The sequence below is a fragment of the Bacillus haimaensis genome, from assembly GCF_048270625.1.
GTDB lineage: Bacteria > Bacillota > Bacilli > Bacillales > Bacillaceae_I > Sutcliffiella_A > Sutcliffiella_A haimaensis.
This window is the reverse complement of the sequence record NZ_CP158164.1, coordinates 3,167,579-3,183,079: the sequence shown is the minus strand read 5'-3', so window position 1 is coordinate 3,183,079 and position 15,501 is coordinate 3,167,579. Positions and strand designations below refer to the sequence as shown.

At 42.8% G+C, this 15,501-nt stretch carries 19 protein-coding genes, 1 pseudogene and 1 riboswitch; of the genes and pseudogenes, 9 read left to right on the top strand and 11 right to left on the bottom strand.

Features of this window, described 5'->3' with window-relative positions; all coding sequences use genetic code 11:
- Positions 1 to 189: 189 nt before the first annotated feature.
- Positions 190 to 645 (top strand): hypothetical protein, encoded by a 456-nt coding sequence (locus ABN702_RS16275; protein ID WP_417897820.1) that lies wholly within the window; start codon positions 190 to 192, stop codon positions 643 to 645.
- Between the two features lie 84 nt (positions 646 to 729).
- Positions 730 to 1,635 carry an HD domain-containing phosphohydrolase gene (locus ABN702_RS16270; protein ID WP_417897819.1) on the top strand — a complete coding sequence of 302 codons (906 nt, stop codon included), beginning with the start codon at positions 730 to 732 and terminating at the stop codon, positions 1,633 to 1,635.
- Between the two features lie 68 nt (positions 1,636 to 1,703).
- Here ABN702_RS16270 and ABN702_RS16265 read toward each other — a convergent pair whose 3' ends face one another.
- The 3 genes from ABN702_RS16265 to ABN702_RS16255 are packed head-to-tail and all read right to left on the bottom strand — an operon-like array spanning position 1,704 to position 3,738.
- Positions 1,704 to 2,429 (bottom strand): polymer-forming cytoskeletal protein, encoded by a 726-nt coding sequence (locus ABN702_RS16265; protein ID WP_417897818.1) that lies wholly within the window; start codon positions 2,427 to 2,429, stop codon positions 1,704 to 1,706.
- A 13-nt stretch (positions 2,430 to 2,442) separates the two neighbouring features.
- Positions 2,443 to 3,102, bottom strand: coding sequence for a hypothetical protein (locus tag ABN702_RS16260; protein ID WP_417897817.1), 660 nt, complete (start codon positions 3,100 to 3,102; stop codon positions 2,443 to 2,445).
- 3 nt (positions 3,103 to 3,105) lie between these two features.
- Positions 3,106 to 3,738, bottom strand: coding sequence for a YhbD family protein (locus ABN702_RS16255; RefSeq protein WP_417897816.1), 633 nt, complete (start codon positions 3,736 to 3,738; stop codon positions 3,106 to 3,108).
- Positions 3,739 to 3,891: 153 nt separating this feature from the next.
- On the opposite strand from ABN702_RS16255, the gene ABN702_RS16250 reads away from it, so the two are divergent.
- The 3 genes from ABN702_RS16250 to ABN702_RS16240 all read left to right on the top strand — a co-directional run bounded on the left by ABN702_RS16250 (position 3,892) and on the right by ABN702_RS16240 (position 5,391).
- Complete coding sequence (locus ABN702_RS16250; RefSeq protein ID WP_417897815.1) at positions 3,892 to 4,545, top strand: RNA polymerase sigma factor; 654 nt, start codon at positions 3,892 to 3,894, stop codon at positions 4,543 to 4,545.
- Between the two features lie 65 nt (positions 4,546 to 4,610).
- Complete coding sequence (locus ABN702_RS16245) at positions 4,611 to 4,970, top strand: VOC family protein (protein ID WP_417900938.1); 360 nt, start codon at positions 4,611 to 4,613, stop codon at positions 4,968 to 4,970.
- A gap of 22 nt (positions 4,971 to 4,992) precedes the next feature.
- A complete protein-coding gene (locus tag ABN702_RS16240) occupies positions 4,993 to 5,391 on the top strand; it encodes a VOC family protein (protein ID WP_417897814.1) in 399 nt (132 codons plus the stop codon).
- Positions 5,392 to 5,661: 270 nt separating this feature from the next.
- On the opposite strand, the gene ABN702_RS16235 is transcribed toward ABN702_RS16240, so the two are convergent.
- Genes ABN702_RS16235 through ABN702_RS16225 form a run of 3 tightly spaced genes read right to left on the bottom strand, consistent with a single transcriptional unit; the run spans position 5,662 to position 7,155 of the window.
- The gene (locus ABN702_RS16235) at positions 5,662 to 6,060 is read right to left on the bottom strand and encodes a VOC family protein (RefSeq protein ID WP_417897813.1); all 399 of its coding nucleotides are present in this window, start codon (positions 6,058 to 6,060) and stop codon (positions 5,662 to 5,664) included.
- Between the two features lie 24 nt (positions 6,061 to 6,084).
- Positions 6,085 to 6,588 carry a GNAT family N-acetyltransferase gene (locus ABN702_RS16230; protein ID WP_417897812.1) on the bottom strand — a complete coding sequence of 168 codons (504 nt, stop codon included), beginning with the start codon at positions 6,586 to 6,588 and terminating at the stop codon, positions 6,085 to 6,087.
- A 21-nt stretch (positions 6,589 to 6,609) separates the two neighbouring features.
- Entirely contained in the window at positions 6,610 to 7,155 is a 546-nt protein-coding gene (locus tag ABN702_RS16225) for a class I SAM-dependent methyltransferase (RefSeq protein ID WP_417897811.1), read from the bottom strand.
- 202 nt (positions 7,156 to 7,357) lie between these two features.
- Between ABN702_RS16225 and ABN702_RS16220 the strand changes: the two genes are divergently transcribed.
- Entirely contained in the window at positions 7,358 to 7,546 is a 189-nt protein-coding gene (locus tag ABN702_RS16220) for a hypothetical protein (protein ID WP_224841705.1), read from the top strand.
- Between the two features lie 116 nt (positions 7,547 to 7,662).
- On the opposite strand, the gene ABN702_RS16215 is transcribed toward ABN702_RS16220, so the two are convergent.
- Positions 7,663 to 8,451: a DUF2935 domain-containing protein gene (locus tag ABN702_RS16215; protein ID WP_417897810.1), complete on the bottom strand. Its 789-nt coding sequence runs from the start codon at positions 8,449 to 8,451 to the stop codon at positions 7,663 to 7,665.
- A 255-nt stretch (positions 8,452 to 8,706) separates the two neighbouring features.
- Between ABN702_RS16215 and ABN702_RS16210 the strand changes: the two genes are divergently transcribed.
- Positions 8,707 to 9,186 carry a DUF2975 domain-containing protein gene (locus ABN702_RS16210; RefSeq protein ID WP_417897809.1) on the top strand — a complete coding sequence of 160 codons (480 nt, stop codon included), beginning with the start codon at positions 8,707 to 8,709 and terminating at the stop codon, positions 9,184 to 9,186.
- 9 nt (positions 9,187 to 9,195) lie between these two features.
- Positions 9,196 to 9,408, top strand: coding sequence for a helix-turn-helix domain-containing protein (locus tag ABN702_RS16205; protein ID WP_193533972.1), 213 nt, complete (start codon positions 9,196 to 9,198; stop codon positions 9,406 to 9,408).
- Between the two features lie 49 nt (positions 9,409 to 9,457).
- Here ABN702_RS16205 and ABN702_RS16200 read toward each other — a convergent pair whose 3' ends face one another.
- From ABN702_RS16200 to ABN702_RS16190, 3 genes and pseudogenes are all read right to left on the bottom strand, one after another.
- Positions 9,458 to 10,438 (bottom strand): ABC transporter permease, encoded by a 981-nt coding sequence (locus ABN702_RS16200; RefSeq protein ID WP_417897808.1) that lies wholly within the window; start codon positions 10,436 to 10,438, stop codon positions 9,458 to 9,460.
- A 1-nt stretch (position 10,439) separates the two neighbouring features.
- Positions 10,440 to 11,939, bottom strand: a complete 1,500-nt coding sequence (locus ABN702_RS16195) for a sugar ABC transporter ATP-binding protein (RefSeq protein ID WP_417897807.1) — start codon at positions 11,937 to 11,939, stop codon at positions 10,440 to 10,442.
- 68 nt (positions 11,940 to 12,007) lie between these two features.
- A pseudogene (locus ABN702_RS16190) lies at positions 12,008 to 13,125 on the bottom strand (sugar ABC transporter substrate-binding protein).
- Positions 13,126 to 13,247: 122 nt separating this feature from the next.
- A riboswitch (SAM riboswitch) is annotated at positions 13,248 to 13,355 on the bottom strand.
- Positions 13,356 to 13,557: 202 nt separating this feature from the next.
- On the opposite strand from ABN702_RS16190, the gene ABN702_RS16185 reads away from it, so the two are divergent.
- Positions 13,558 to 14,751, top strand: a complete 1,194-nt coding sequence (locus ABN702_RS16185; RefSeq protein ID WP_417897806.1) for a PLP-dependent aminotransferase family protein — start codon at positions 13,558 to 13,560, stop codon at positions 14,749 to 14,751.
- A 68-nt stretch (positions 14,752 to 14,819) separates the two neighbouring features.
- Here the strand turns inward: ABN702_RS16185 and ABN702_RS16180 are convergent, their stop codons facing one another.
- The gene (locus ABN702_RS16180; RefSeq protein WP_417897805.1) at positions 14,820 to 15,359 is read right to left on the bottom strand and encodes a cupin domain-containing protein; all 540 of its coding nucleotides are present in this window, start codon (positions 15,357 to 15,359) and stop codon (positions 14,820 to 14,822) included.
- Positions 15,360 to 15,501 lie beyond the last annotated feature (142 nt).

The following is a 15,501-nucleotide window of genomic DNA, read 5'->3' as shown; positions in this document are numbered from 1 at the left end:
GGAATTTTTGTCAAAAAAAACAAAATATTTAAAAAAATAATAGATTTAGGCATATGGTCCTTGTATAATTATGGGGGATAGAGTAAAAGTATGAAGAAATTTGGGACTTCTTAGCGAATTGCACAAAAGCAATATTTCTGTTTCATGATAGACCTTTTTAGAGACCAGAAAAAAGAGGGGGAAAGGAACATGAAGAAGATAATGTCGCTTATTTTTACTGCAATATTAATGTTAGGGATTTCATCTCCCGTATTTGCCTCTGAAGAAAAAGATATTGCAAAAGCATTGGAGATGATTGAACAGACGAATCTCGAGATTGAGAAAAAGATTGAAAAGGGAGTCACAAAGGCGGATAAACTTTATGCTGAATATCTGATGGATATTCAAAGGCTTGAAGAGGACGAGAAGCTGGAAAATGATCTGAAGAAAAAAGAAGAGCTTTCCAAAGAGATAGAGGCAAAATACAATAAGAAACTGGATAATATTATCGCAAAAGTGTATGACGAAACATTAGAAATGTCAGCTGTAACAATCAAAAAGGCTGCTGACCTTGGTGTAGAAGCGGAGTGCAGCTGGGTACTGGTGCGTTTTGCTGATCGATGTGTATGGATTGATCCTGTTCGGGTGGTAGGGTTAAAGAAATAGACAAATGGTACATATTTTCGATAAGTAAAAGCGAGTCTAATAGTTAATACGACTCGCTTTTTCATAATATTAGAGGTGAATAGAGTGGGTTTTTCCATAGGCAGAAAAGGGACTAGCTTAGAAAAGGTTAAATTGGATAATTTTGATATAAGCCTACTATCAAGAGGTAATGGTGCTGAAGTGATGATTCAGTCTATTACCAAAGATAATTTATTTTATATCTACCCAGGTGAATCACCAGAAGTGATGGAGTTTTTTTATATACTCCAAGGTGAAGTAGTTTGTGAGTTGAATGGAGAAAAGGTTACACTTGGCCCGCATGATTACTATTCTGCTAGTAATCTGAAGGAGCCGATACATTTCACTGCATTAACAGACGTTTCATACTTGTGGTTCATTACTGAGCCCACATTCTACCATATAAGCGAAAATGTAACGGAATTAAAGAAAATGGTAGAAAAAGTGGAGCAGAGAGACCCTTATACAAGTAAGCATAGCGATAGGGTATCAAAATACTCTATAAAGATTTCGAGGAAAATGAAACTTGTAAAAGAAAAACTCGAAAACTTATATATCGCTTCTTATCTACATGATATTGGGAAGATAAATATACCAACAGAGATATTAAATAAACCAGGAAAACTAACTGAAGAAGAGTATTCCATCGTTAAATTGCATCCTTTAGATGGAGCGAATATGGTAAAGGGATTCTATAATGAAGATATTCCCAAAATAATTGAACAGCATCATGAAAGATTGAATGGCAGCGGATACCCGAATGGATTAAAAGGCGATGATATTCTTCTTGAGGCCAGGATAATATCTGTAAGCGATACATTTGATGCGATGACAGAAGACAGGGCCTACCGGAAGGCATATACTGCAACCTGTGCGATGGAGGAAATAAAAAGACTTACACCGACCCACTATGATCCAACAGTGGTAAATGCTTTAGAAGAAATATTAAAAGAAGAGGGACACCTCATTTAGTGTCCCTCACCTTGTAACTCTCTGCACATTTACTCTCACTTCAGCTTCAAAATAATGCCTCTAATAACTTAATCTATTTTCTTCTTCTCTTTAATAACAGCATTTTTATCTGCGTTGAATTCCTGTTTGTATTCGACTAAATCAATCTCGCAGCCTGGGCCCAAAGTGATAAAGTTTCCTCTTACGACTTTTGCCTTGGTGTATTCCAGGTGGATGTGGTCGCCTTCTATTACCTCAGACTGCAGGGTTTTGTTGAAGGTGTTGATTAGTTTATCGAATAATGAACGGGTATTTCTTTTCTTCACCGTGATGGTTTCCCCGCCGATTTCTTTTGCATAGGATTTTCCATGCAACGTAACGCTGATTGTATCAGCATTAAGAAGGCCTTGGATTTGGAAGGCGCCTTCTGCCTGAAAACTTTCGCATTCGCAATCTTCCCCTATATCTATCGATCCTTCTATTGTCAGTTGTTCTCCTTTTGCACTTTCGCCTACAGTGGAAGCACCCTTCACTTCTAATTGCTGAAAATGGATATATCCTTTGACAGTTGCATGACCGTGGATCTGAACTCTTTCAGATAAAAGGTTACCTGTTATGGTAGAACTGCCCTTGATGGTCGTGTTCTCGGCGTGTACGTTTCCAGTTATTTTTCCAGCACCATTACATTCCAAATTCGCACACTCAAGGTCATGGACAATGGATCCACTGCCATTAATGACCACCTTATTAAATGTTCCCCCTCCAACACTGCCACTTCCATTAATAACTAAATCTTCTATTTTAGCATTTTGCATCTTGTCATCTCCTTTAGTATCGAACCACTTTGTGGGCCTTTGCAGTTTTATTCGATTTATAGCTAGTCTGATACTCTACAAGTTCTATATCACAATCGGGACCAAGGGTGACATGGGTGCCCCGCACTACTTTTGCGGTGGTATGTTCGAGATAGATGTTGTCACCTTCGATGTTTTCAACCATAAGCCGGTTTTGTCCGCCGAAAAAATTTAGCCATTTGCCTTTGATACGGATAGTTTCGCCGCCGATTTCTTGGATGCGGCTTGTGCTATGCGCCAATGTTACGGTTAATTTCCCGACATTTAGAAGTCCTTCGATTTCCATTCCCCCTTTGACGGATAAAGCATCGAGTTCCACTGAATCTTTGGAAGAAATCCAGCCTTTTACATGACAGGACTCCCCGGTCATCTTCTTTATCAACTCAAGGTTGCCGAAAACCTTAAAGTTCCTGCCTTTGATCTCGTCATAGACCTTGCTATTTCCGAACATCTTAAACGTGTCAACGGATGCTTTGCCGTTCATTTTAAAATCACCGAAAATTTTGATCGTGTCACACTGCAGATCACCACGGATATGCCCTTGCCCATGGATGCTCACTTTATTATAAATGCCACCTGTGGATGTACCTTCTCCAAAAATCCTTATGTTTCTTTTTTGAGTGATAGCGGTCATCTGTTACCCTCCCATTACCAGCTTGTTTTTTAATTCCTCGATAACGGCTCCCATTTGCTGATCAACAATAACCTTCGCATGATTATCAGCAAAAACATCATGGGAAGAACCGAGGAGCAGCACAAATGCCACCCCCATTTTTCTTACAACAAGCAGCTTTGCATTTGTCTGATCTGTTTTTGAATAATGCTCCTGTAATGTATGAAGAATCTGCTTCGCTTCTTCCAACACGATTTGCCCTTCTTGAAGCAGTATATTCACAAGGTAGAGATGTAAAATTGCTTTAAAATCGAATGTATCCTGCTGGCTGATTTGCTCAGAGTAAAGAGTAAGGATAGCCTCTGTAACAATGTTCCGTTTGATTAAATCATCTTTAGTCAGGGAGATCTGTGTAGCACTAGGAGAGAACATTTCAGCTAACTCATCAAGTGAAACGTCCGTTTTCATCTGTTTGATTTTATTGATACGGTCCAATATCTTTACTCGCGGAAAAAAGGTTTCCTGACCGGTATAAGTGGACTTGCGAACAAACCAGTCTTCAGGGATCAAGTCTTTCCGCTTCCAGCGATACAATTGGCCATAGGAAATACTGGCTTCATCCAATAAATCCTTCTTGGAGATCAATTCTTCTTCCATGGCTATTCCTCCGTTATTATTTAATTATGTGAATTCAGTGTAACATAACACTGTTACGCTTGTAAATGATGTAATGAATCCGCTTAAAAGAAGGAAAATTACTGTGAGTTGAAGAAGTAGGTTTATCAATAAAACGAAATAGAGGAGTATTTTATGCAACTTAGTACTCAAATTGATCCATTATTACGTGATTTGAAAAATTACTGCTATTCCATTACAGGGAGTCGCTGGGATGGGGATGACCTGTTCCAGGATACCGTGATGAATATGATGAAAAGAGCGTCTGACCTGGAAACTCATCCGAATCCAAAGGGGTATCTTTTTAAAGCAGCCACCAATCAGTGGCGGGATACCATCCGAAAAAGGAAGCGGGTAGATCTCCTGGAATTCGATTTGCTTTTGGCCCCATCGACAATTGACATCAGTTTGTTGGATTCTGTAGAAATGCTGACTGTTCTCCTACCTTTTAAGCAAGCGGCATCCATCTTGCTTACGGAGTATTTTAGCTTCTCCGCCGGTGAGGTGGCAGAGATGCTTGGGATGACAACCGGGGGAGTCAAAGCGGCCTTGAATCGGGGGAGAACGACGTTAAAGGTGATGATGGATGCTCCTGAGAAGCGAGAGCCAATCGATTCACTGATAAACCGTCTATTAAACGGATTAAAAAAGGATGATCCGAAGATAATCGTTTCAACTTATCGAATATTGGTATCCAGGGGAGTAAAGGTCAAGAGCGGTGACAAACACTTTATTTTTACGCTGACAGACCCGGACGGCAATACGTTTGATATCTTAGAAAAAATTTAATAGATTTTCGTATCTTTTCAGCTCGTAAACTCGTTACTTAATAAAGGGGGTGAATACTATTGAAAATGGTGAAGAGAATTGATTCGGTTTTTGTTCCTGTGACGGATCTACAGCGGTCTGAGGAGTGGTACATGAAGGTGTTTCCTTTCCGTGTGGTGTATCGGAGCGGGGATGGTAACTATGTTGGCTTCCGCTTTAATGAGGAAGGGGAAGAAGTGAAAACGGCATTAACGATTTTCAAAACCGACAAGCTGCCGGAGCGCATTCACAGTCCATTCAATTTCTATATCGAGGAGGTCGATGGCTTCCATACCTTTCTGGTCGAAAACGGCTATAACGTCGGGGAAATCCACTCGGCGGATGGAATGCGTTTCTTCGACTTCTATGATCCGGATGGCAATACACTAGGCGTGGTGGAGTTTTAATGGTAACAAGGAGGATAACTTGATGATAAAAAGAGTGGGGACGACCTATATTCCGGTTTCGGATCCGGAGACTGCCTCGAGCTGGTATCAGGAGACTTTGGGTGCAGTGGAAAATTTCCGCAATGCGGACAAGGCGATTATGGATTTTGCCGACCAAAGCTTTTTTCTTGTCAAAGCTAAGCCAGGGGAGAGATTGGGTTTTGAGGACATTCATGGGAACCTTCATTTTTCCATGACATTTGAAGTGGATGGATTCGAAGAACTTTCTGCCTTACATACGTTCTTAAAAGGAAAAGGAGTCGAAGTCGGGGAGATGGAAGACCGCGGCCACGCGGGTAACAACTTTGTTTTCTATGATTTGGATGGCAATTTGTTCGATGTGTGGAGTGAATTGAGTCCGAAGTTTAAAAATGCTAGATAAAGAGAGTGGTCACCTTAGGTTCTCGCAGCTTGAAAGGTGAAAGGGAGGTGCGATGGTCGCTGTTTTCAGCGTCTATCGTACTTTTTTTCGCTTCTATCGAACTTTTTTGAGGTTCTATTGAACATTTTTTGCCTTCTATCGAACTTTTTCACACTTCTATTGAACAAATTCCGCTTTATATCGAACTTTTTCAAAAAATACTACTCAATACGAGGTTCTTATCGAGAAAAAAAGCACGGAACCGCAATCCGTGCTTTTACTGTTTTCCTATCAGTGAGGAAGGTTAATCTGCCATGAAACACCAAAACGGTCATTAACCCAGCCGAATTTCTTACTGAACCCGTAATCCCCTAAGGGCATAAGTACTTGTCCATCCACGCTAAGCTTCTCGAACAGCGTATCGAGTTCCTCTTCCGTCTCACATGTGATAAAAATGGAGAAAGAAGGAGTAAAGGAAAACGCGTGTTTTACATTACTGTCAATACACATAAACTCCTGGCCCTTCAAGGTGAATATCGCATGCATCACGGTTCCTTCGTCACCTGATTCATTGGCTCCGTAACGAATAATACTTTTTATCTCAGAATCCTCTATTAAAGATGTGTAATAATTCATCGCTTCCTCTGCATCGGCATTTTGAAACATTAAGAATGGTGTAACTTTTTCCATTGTGATCGACTCCTTCGCTATTATTCATTCGACTCCGATAGTCCTGCTTCTTCTCTCCAACAATACCACATCACGCCACACACCATCCATTTTACCAACTTTTTCACGAACACCGATTTCCCTGAAATGAAACTTCTTATGTAGGCCAATGCTGGAAACGTTCTCCGGAAAAATGCCTGATTGCAGCGTCCAGTATCCATGCTGTTCACTTGATTCAATCAATGCATGCAGTAGCATACTGCCGACTCCCATGTTCATACTTTTACTTCCCACATAGACGCTTACTTCCGCGACCCCACTATAGACACACCTGCTCGAAACGGGACTCAAAGCAGCCCATCCCATTACAGTATCTCCTAATCTGGCTACAACACGACATTCCGAAATGTGGTCCCTGTCCCAATTCTCCCAGCTAGGGGCCTCTTTTTGAAAAGTTGCATTCCCAGTTGCGATGCCCTCAAGATAAATTTGGCGCACTTGATTCCAATCTTCCGGTTTCATGGTATTTATTAGAATTGTATTTTCCACAAATTCACCTTCATCTTAAAGTTATTTAGACAGCTTGATCGCATCCACAATGAGAGAAGGAAAGACTACGCTCTCCCCTTGATTCCTGGGATCATACTTCTTGGATCGAAATATCACCCCATCTTTTCCGTCCCAATCATGAAAATGGAAATTCCCATGTTCATCGCAATATTCCAGGAGTTTTACTTCAAAACCTGCAGCCTTGAACATGTTGGATAGGGAGTTATAATTGTGCACAATTTTGTGGCTTGCAGCAGGGTGATTTTCGGGGCCAGGCCCACCTATTTTCACGATATTCTGGTATTCTTCATTCGGGAAAAAACCGTCAGGAACCGCACAACGTACATAGCCATTCGGGGCCAAAAATTGATAGCAGACCTTGGCCGCCTCCACCCCTTCTTCATACGTTAGGTGCTCCCATATGTGTTCCGCTAAAATGGCGGAAAGGGAGTTCTCGCGAAACTTATTTCTCCAAGTGGATTTATCCAATAGATTAAGTTCCTGTTCCTGGGTATGTAGCCACCCTGGATTATTATGATACTCGCCAGCTCCCACGACAACTTTCATACTTCCACCACTCCTAAAATACATCTCTATCAATACATCTATATATTCCACAAAAACAGCATCAATCCTCCCGATTGATACTTCTGGGCCATTATGATCCTCTTTTGAAGGATCAGGATATAGGATTAGTGCCTTTATCCTTTTATGATGTAATCATGTATACTAGGGAGAATAGAAGTTGGATTGAAAGGAGTTACTCCCTATGAAATATATGAAATCGCAAATGAAACAGCTGATCAAGGATAATGACCACCTGCAGCAACGCCTAAGAGACCTGATGGACCAGCACGGTCTGGAAAAGAACTTCGCCTTAAAAGCGTTATATCATTCCGAGGTTGCAGAAGGCGGAAGATATCAATTGGATTATCAGGCGCTTGATCCTAAAGACTGAACAGTGTTAGACCAAGAAAATAAAAAAACAGAGCAAATCCTATACTTGGGGTTTGCTCTGTATATTTAATGAAAATGATGGAGCAGAATGGGAAGTAGGTTTACAGTTGTTGGATTTTATGCACTTGTAAGACTTGATTCAAATAAATCAATGATTTCCAAAAATCTTTCAGCTTCTCTAAAAGTATGATCAGCTAATAATGGATGTATGTTACTCTTTATTCGGCATGCTTCTATTAGCTCTCTTGCAGTTTTCTTAAAATCCCTTAAAGATGCAACAGATACTCTATTTTGATCTAAGAACTGATGGAGTAATGGTTTTGTTTCTGATTGTGGTCGCATTGAATCCAAATCAATCGCTTGAAAAAGAAGCTGATCAAAATCATGACTAAACTCTCTGGCCTGGTCAACTAATTTTCTTTCAGAAGGATCTAAAAGATGTCCGATAAACTTAGCATGATCCGCCATGATTTTTAGGAAGAATACATTTTCTTCAATAACTGCATCGAGTGTTGGGGCCAATTTCCCTTCATTCAGTTCTTTTAATCGATTAGCAAAGTAAGCTGCTTCTCTGCTAATATGGTCAACTAATAAAGGGAAGTTGTTTGTACGGATTTGGCAATTTAGCGTTAAGCCCAATACCTTCCGTTTGTAGCTCCATATTGCTACTACCGCTTGATATACCTCGGTATTAAACGCTTTTACTTGACGGAGATCCGAATTAACCGTGAATTTAGACAGCTTTTCTTCTATTCTTTCAAACACAGCTATAAATTGTTGGGCTTCATCGATTAGTTGCTTTTGTTCATAAGTAAATCCCAAGCTTAAAAATAAAGCGTGCTCTTTCATTATCCTAGTCCAAAATTTAATTTCGTCTAATGACCTGGCAACAATAGGATCGGTCATTGTCATTCCTCCCTTATATGCACTTCCTTTCTAAACATATTTTTGAAAGGGTGTCCGTATTCTCAATAATTCTACTTAAAACGCTGTTGCTTCTAAAACAGCAATCAAAAAAAAGTCGCCAAAAATAATAATCACACTGCTATTATTTTTTTAAAAATAGCAACAATAATGGAGCATATTTCAATAACAATTTATTGCAAAACGATAAATGTGGTGCTAAAATCAAATTATTATTAAGTAGGTGAGGTGCATTCTATGAAACGGGAAACAATCTTTTTAAAGTTCGTTGTGGTTCTTATGGGACTTCCTGTTCTTGCTTTGTGTATATTTGTTTTACCTGAGATAGCTGGATTTTTTGCAGAATTAAATCCCAAGCTAGACTTTTTGCAATATCCCTTTTTAATCGGATTGTATATAACAGCAATCGTATTTTTCGCTGCATTGTACCAGACTTTAAAGCTTTTAAGCTATATTGATAAAAACGAGGCGTTTTCGGAAGTTTCGGTCACTGCTTTAAAGAATATCAAATACTGCGCCATCACCATCGGTGGCTTTTATGTGATATTTATGCCACTCATCTATCTCATGGCAGAGGTGGACGATGCCCCGGGTATGATACTGATCGGAATGGTCATCATCTTCGGTTGCATGGTCATTTCAGTCTTTGCCGCTGTTCTTCAAAAGCTATTGAAAAATGCGATCGACATAAAATCTGAAAATGATTTAACGGTCTGAGGTGAAAACATGGCGATTATTATCAATATTGATGTAATGTTGGCTAAAAGGAAAATGAGCGTAACCGAACTTTCGGAGAGGGTCGGAATCACAATGGCCAACCTTTCCATATTAAAAAACGGAAAAGCAAAAGCGGTCCGTTTATCAACATTGGAGGCGATCTGCAAGGCGCTGGATTGCCAACCAGGGGATTTATTGGAATACAGAAGTGATGAAGAATGAGTGGGAAAGGTCCCATGTCCCTACAATTATCATGTGTGGACATGGGATCTTATTTCATCTTGTAATACGTAATCGCGAGTGCCAGAGCCAGTACGCCGCCTTTGACGATGTCCATGGCGTAGTAGGGGACGGACATCATGACGAGGCCGTTTTGGAGGACGCCGATGAGTACGGCTCCGATGAAGGTTCCGATGGCGTTGGGTTTGCCTGCGCCTAATACGGAGAAACCGATGAAGGCTGCCGCAACGGAATCCATGAGATAGGGGGCGCCTGCATTGATTTCAGCTGTCATGATTCTTGATGCCAGGACGATTCCGCCAATGGAGGCGAAAAGGGCAGACATCAGGTAGGCTACCGTTTTGTATTTGTTCACGGGAATCCCTGAGAGCTTTGCGGCTTCGGCATTCCCGCCGATCACATACATGTACCTGCCGTGCTTCGTGTATGTTAAAAAGACATGTACGAAAAGAACGACGATGCCCATGATTAGAATAATCCAGGGAACTTGGCCGATTTTACTGAAAAGCGGGCTGATCAGTCCTTCGGAGAAGTTTCCATCAGGCATGATCATGTTTTGCGAGATCGCCGCGCCTCTTGTATATGTAAGAGCAATCCCTTGAATGATGAACATCATTGCAAGCGTGAGGAGCATATCCGGAATCTTCACTTTTACGATCAGCAGGGAATTCAATAGCCCCACAATCAGAGAAGCGGTAATGGCTGCCATAATGGCAATGAAAGTATTCTGTGAAAACCATACAAACATGGAGATCACGATCGCGTTTGACAGGGAGGCGACAGAGCCGACCGATAGATCGAATCCATTCACAGCGAGTGAAACGGTAATGCCAATGGCGATGATCGTGACGATCGAAATAGATCGAAGAATGCTGATGATGTTGTTGCCTTGGATAAATGACGGATTGGCCATCGTAAAGACGGCAATCAATACGAAAATGGTCAGGATGGTTCCATATTTATATAAAAATTGAAACAAAGAGTTCGAACTGAGTGATGTGGTACCCTGCATGTTACTTTCCTCCTGCTGAGTAATATAGGATTTCTTCTTCATTTGTCTCTGATGTGATAAGCTCCCGTGAAACCTCGCCATCATACAATACATACATACGGCTCGTGATCCCCATTATTTCGGATGTTTCCGAGGATGCGTAAAGAACCGCTTTTCCGCGCCTTGCCAAATCGGCAATCAATTCATATATATCCTTTTTTGCCCCAACATCGACACCCTTTGTCGGTTCATCGAAAATGTACACATCGGCGTCAGTGATCAGCCACTTTCCGATCGCTATTTTCTGTTGATTTCCGCCGGAAAGGTGCTGGGCAATGGTATCTGGGGAGGGGGTTTTGATACCCAGACTCGTAATAAGCTCGCTGGCTTTTTTCCTTTCCTTTTTCCGATCTAAAAAGCTGAAAAAAGAAGTGAACGAGTTCAAGGAAGCAGCCGTTAGGTTCGTCGTAACCGTTTCAGCCACAAGGATCCCTTCTTTTCTTCTTTCTTCCGGAACGAGTGCTATACCCTTTTTCACCGCTTCATGAGGGCTCTTTAGCTGAACCTTTTGCCCTTTGATGAAAATGTCGCCGGATGTAACGTCAGATAGACCGAACAGTGTCTTGCAGAGCTCTGTTTTACCAGCGCCGACGAGCCCGGCAATTCCGATGATTTCACCCTCTGAGACTTTGATGGAAAGGTTATTCAGTTTAGTAGAGTCGGAGAGATTGCTCACTTCCAGCACGGTCTGCCCAAGCATGGCTGGTTGTTCCGGGAATTGCTCCTCCAGCTTCTTTCCAAGCATCTGTTCCACCACTCTATTTTGAGTAGTAGCCGTTGTCACTTCCCTGGACACAAGCTTTCCGTTACGCATCACCGTGACCTCCTCGCAGAGTTCAAAAATTTCGGGCAGCCGATGAGAAATAAAGATGATGCCAACATTTTGATTCTTTAAGTCTTCTATAATACGGAAAAGCTCCTTCGTCTCCGTCTGGCTTAACGGGGCAGTAGGTTCATCCAGAACCAAGAATCGGCAATCGGTGGCAATGGACTTTGCGATCAGCACCATTTGTTTTTCCGCGAGTGTCAGCTCGCTTACCAGCTTCTTCGAGGAAAGCCTGATGTTCAGTTTTTCCAGCACAAGGGATGCTTTATAATGCAGCCCCCGCCAATCGATGAACTGCCTATTCTCACGGACTGTTTTTCCAAGCATGATATTTTCCCCGACCGTCAAATAGGAAACTAGTGCGGTATCCACTTCCTGATAGACCGTCTGGATGCCAAAGTCCTGTGCATCCTTTGGCGTGCGGATGGGGAGGGGGGTTCCGTCAAGCGCAATTTGGCCGGTATAGTGACTGTAGGCTCCAGAGAGAACCTTCATCAGTGTGGACTTTCCTGCACCATTGGCTCCGATCAAAGCGTGTACCTTACCGGTTTCCGCTGTAAAATCGACCTGACTTAATGCTTTCACTCCCGGAAATTCGATCGAGATATCGGTCATTTGAAGAGTTTGTGCTGCCATGTCATGTCCTCCTTTCACAAAAATGAGACACTCTCTTCACTAGGATAAGAGAGTGCCCGATATACTGGCTACTTCTGATAATGCTCCTTCAGCACCTTCATCCAGTCCTCTTCAAATGCGGAGGAGGTTCCCCAGCCTTTAATGATATCTGCGAGATTCACCATATTGACGGCTTGATCCGATTTGCGAAGCTCCTCCTGGGAGATGAGGGATGCTTCGAGGTCATAGGTTTCCGGTGTTTCCTCGCCAGCGAGCTTCTTTGCAAGCAGACGCAGATTGACGGCACCAATCAGTTTCGGATCTACTGCAGCTGTATATTTCCATGGACTTTTATCCGCCTGGATTTCCTGAAGATCGGCATTGGATACATCGATTCCGTAAATTTTGATCTCGTCACGTCCTGCTTCCTGGATCGCGCGTGCCGCACCGATTGCGAAGGCATCCCATGTTGCAAAGATGGCGTCGATTTCCCCTTTTTTATGCTTATTCAGCATTGCAGCTACGGCATTCTGGGTCTGAACGGATGTATCAGCAGCTGCCACACCGAATCGCTCCACTTCCTTGATGCCGGGATTGCCGGAAAGCGTGTCCTTATAGACTGCGTTCCTTCTTACCATTGGAGGAAAACCGTCCACCCAAAGGTAAACAATATTTGCTTCCCCATTGAAATCCTTCACCAACTGATCTAGCGCCAATTTTGCAAGTGCTTCATCGTCCTGGGAGGTCTGTGTCACTCCTGCTACAGTTCCGACATCCGGATTGGAGTCAAACGTCACGACGCTTTTGCCAGCTTCCACCAGCTTCTTTACTCCTTCTACAGTCGCGGCATCGTCCCCGTGGGAAAGGATGACCCCATCATAATCCTGAGTGATAGCCTGCTCGATCGCATCGTGGAACTTCGCGCTGTCCCCGTTTGCGGTGAATACATCCACTTCAAAACCGAGTGCTTCTCCTTCCTGTTTGGCACCTGCCAGGAATTGAGCGGTATGATCATCGCCTCCGATTTTACGGATGACCTTGATTTTCGCACCTTCGCCTTCCGCAAAGCGCTCCGGTACATTTTCAAAAGATACCTTTTCCTTGGCTCCTGCAGTCTGTCCGGAATTCCGGAAGAACATCCTGTTAAAAGTAGTGATAATGATAGTGTTGCGGCAAAAACTGATTTCACGATTGATTTCTTCTTCATGCTCATGACTCCCCTTTAGGTTTTTTCTTTTTTTGGCCAGGGAGGAATCATAAAAAATAAAAAATAAAAAAACCTCCCTGAAAAGAGAGGTTTCACCGCAATATATATATCGGGATGCTCCTCTCTCATCTTTCAGAACACAGATATGTCCTGCAGGATTTAGCACCAATTCCATATGGAACGGTTGCCGGGCATCATAGGGCCAGTCCCTCCGCCACTCTCGATAAGAGAATACAACGTATATTCTTTTTTAAAAATTTATAATTATCACTTTAATAGGTTGAAGAGGTAATGTCAAGAAGTAATTTTTTCGAGAATTTGGAGAGTTTGCAAACTATAAACAGGAATTACTGGTACTGATTAAGGAAGAAGTTTAAAATCAATTTAAATGAGTGGGGACAAGGGACCTGTCCCCGGAAAGGAATGGTGAACATGGACGCTGAATCCTTTTTCTCCAACAACATAAAAGCTGCATTGAAGAATAGTCCGCCTGGTGAGTGGATGCCAAATATCCCGGAGAATTGTATTCGGCTGAATTCGGGATATCCTGCACCAGAGCTTGTTCCTGATCAGGAGCTGAAGGCGGCAGTGGCGCTCCTCCTGGACGAGGAGAGGGATTTACCTCTTCACTATCTAGGAAGTCCACGTATTGATAAGCTGAAAGAGCAGATTCAAGATAGATTGGCGGAGCGTGGAATGCGTGTTTCCAAAGAGGAGCTATTGATCACTTCCGGTGCATGCCAGGCGATAGATTTGGTTGCCCGGATCCTCCTTGACGAGGAAGCGGTCGTTGCAATGGAAGCACCAACCTATATGGAGGCTTTGGAAATATTCAAGAACTACACGGATCATTACATATCCATTCCGGTCGATGAGCAGGGTCTTCAGACTGATCTATTGGAAAAAGAGCTGGCAGAAAGAAAACAGAACGGCCTCGCTTTGCCGCGTTTCCTATACACCATCCCGACCTTTCAAAATCCTACTGGGACCACACTGACAGCAGACCGGAGAAAGCATCTGCTGGAGCTTGCCTCCTCCTACAATTTTCTCATAATCGAGGACGATGCCTATGGGGAGCTTGCATTCAACGAAAGCCCCGAAACATTGAAGTCGATGGACAAAGAAGGACGGGTGCTTCATATCGGATCGCTCTCCAAGGTCGTAGCACCCGGCATGAGGATCGGCTGGGTAGCAGCAGCGCGTGATTTCATTACAGCACAATGGTGGTTCAAAAAAGACCTCGATCATCCGTTTGCCCATAGCACAATGGCCACTTTCCTGGAAAACATCGACTTCGAGGAAAGGCTCGAGATGCTGAGGAGGACCTATCGCGAAAAGTGTGCGGCCATGCTCTCCGCCCTGCAGGCAATCATGCCAACATCCGTCACTTGGTTTGTGCCCGAAGGAGGCTATTTTGCCTGGGTGAGGATTCCGGGAGTCGATACCGCAGAAATGCTGGCAGAGGCCATGGCAGAAGGGGTAGCCTACATTCCTGGGAAGCACTTCTTCCTGGATCAGGCAGAAGGAAAAGAGTATCTTCGACTTTCATTTAGCTATGCGGAGGAGAAGGAGATAGTAGAAGGAATAAGGAAACTCGCGAAGATAGTCGGGAATCTTGCAAAATAAAGAAGAGGCCGTTCGAAAAGTCAGCTTCAATGGACTTTCCCGAAGGCCTCTTATTTCGTGATTCCTATTTAAAAAATATCATGCAGTTCCGTATCAGAATAGATGCTTATTAAAACGACGGCTTTCCCGTCTCCTATGTTTTTGACAAAATGGGGGACACTTGCGTTCCAGCTGAAGGAATCGCCTTCTTCAAGAATACTGGAGTCCTCCCCTTGTTCTGCAAGGATTTTCCCCTCCAATACTAGGTGACTTTCCTCTCCCTCATGGGCATTCGCCTCTCCCATGGAAGCACCGGGAGGGAATTCAACCATCATCATTCGTAGCCCGCCTTTGGACGTCAAATGCTCTATTTTCAAATTATTAAAAGTGGAGTAGTTTCGCTCCGCCTTTCTCACTACCCGCATATGCTGCTGCTTTTCCAATAATAGATAGGGAAGTGGAACTCCCAGATAATTCGATATCGTCTGCAGTGTGCTGATGGATGGAGAGGTGTTATTGTTTTCGACATTGCTGATAAATCCCTTTGAAAGGCCGGTGCCTTCACACATTTGAGCAATGGTTATTTTTTTTCGGTTACGTATTGCCCGAATTTTTGAGCCTATTTCCATTTTCTCACCTCTAAGGTTTCCTAATAAAAAACTTAATTCTATCTTAGCAAAAAAATGGTTGACAATCTAGAAGGCACCTTGTTATCTTATAAGTAACAAATGTTCATATTATGAAACAACAAACCTTTTCAAAGGGTTTTCT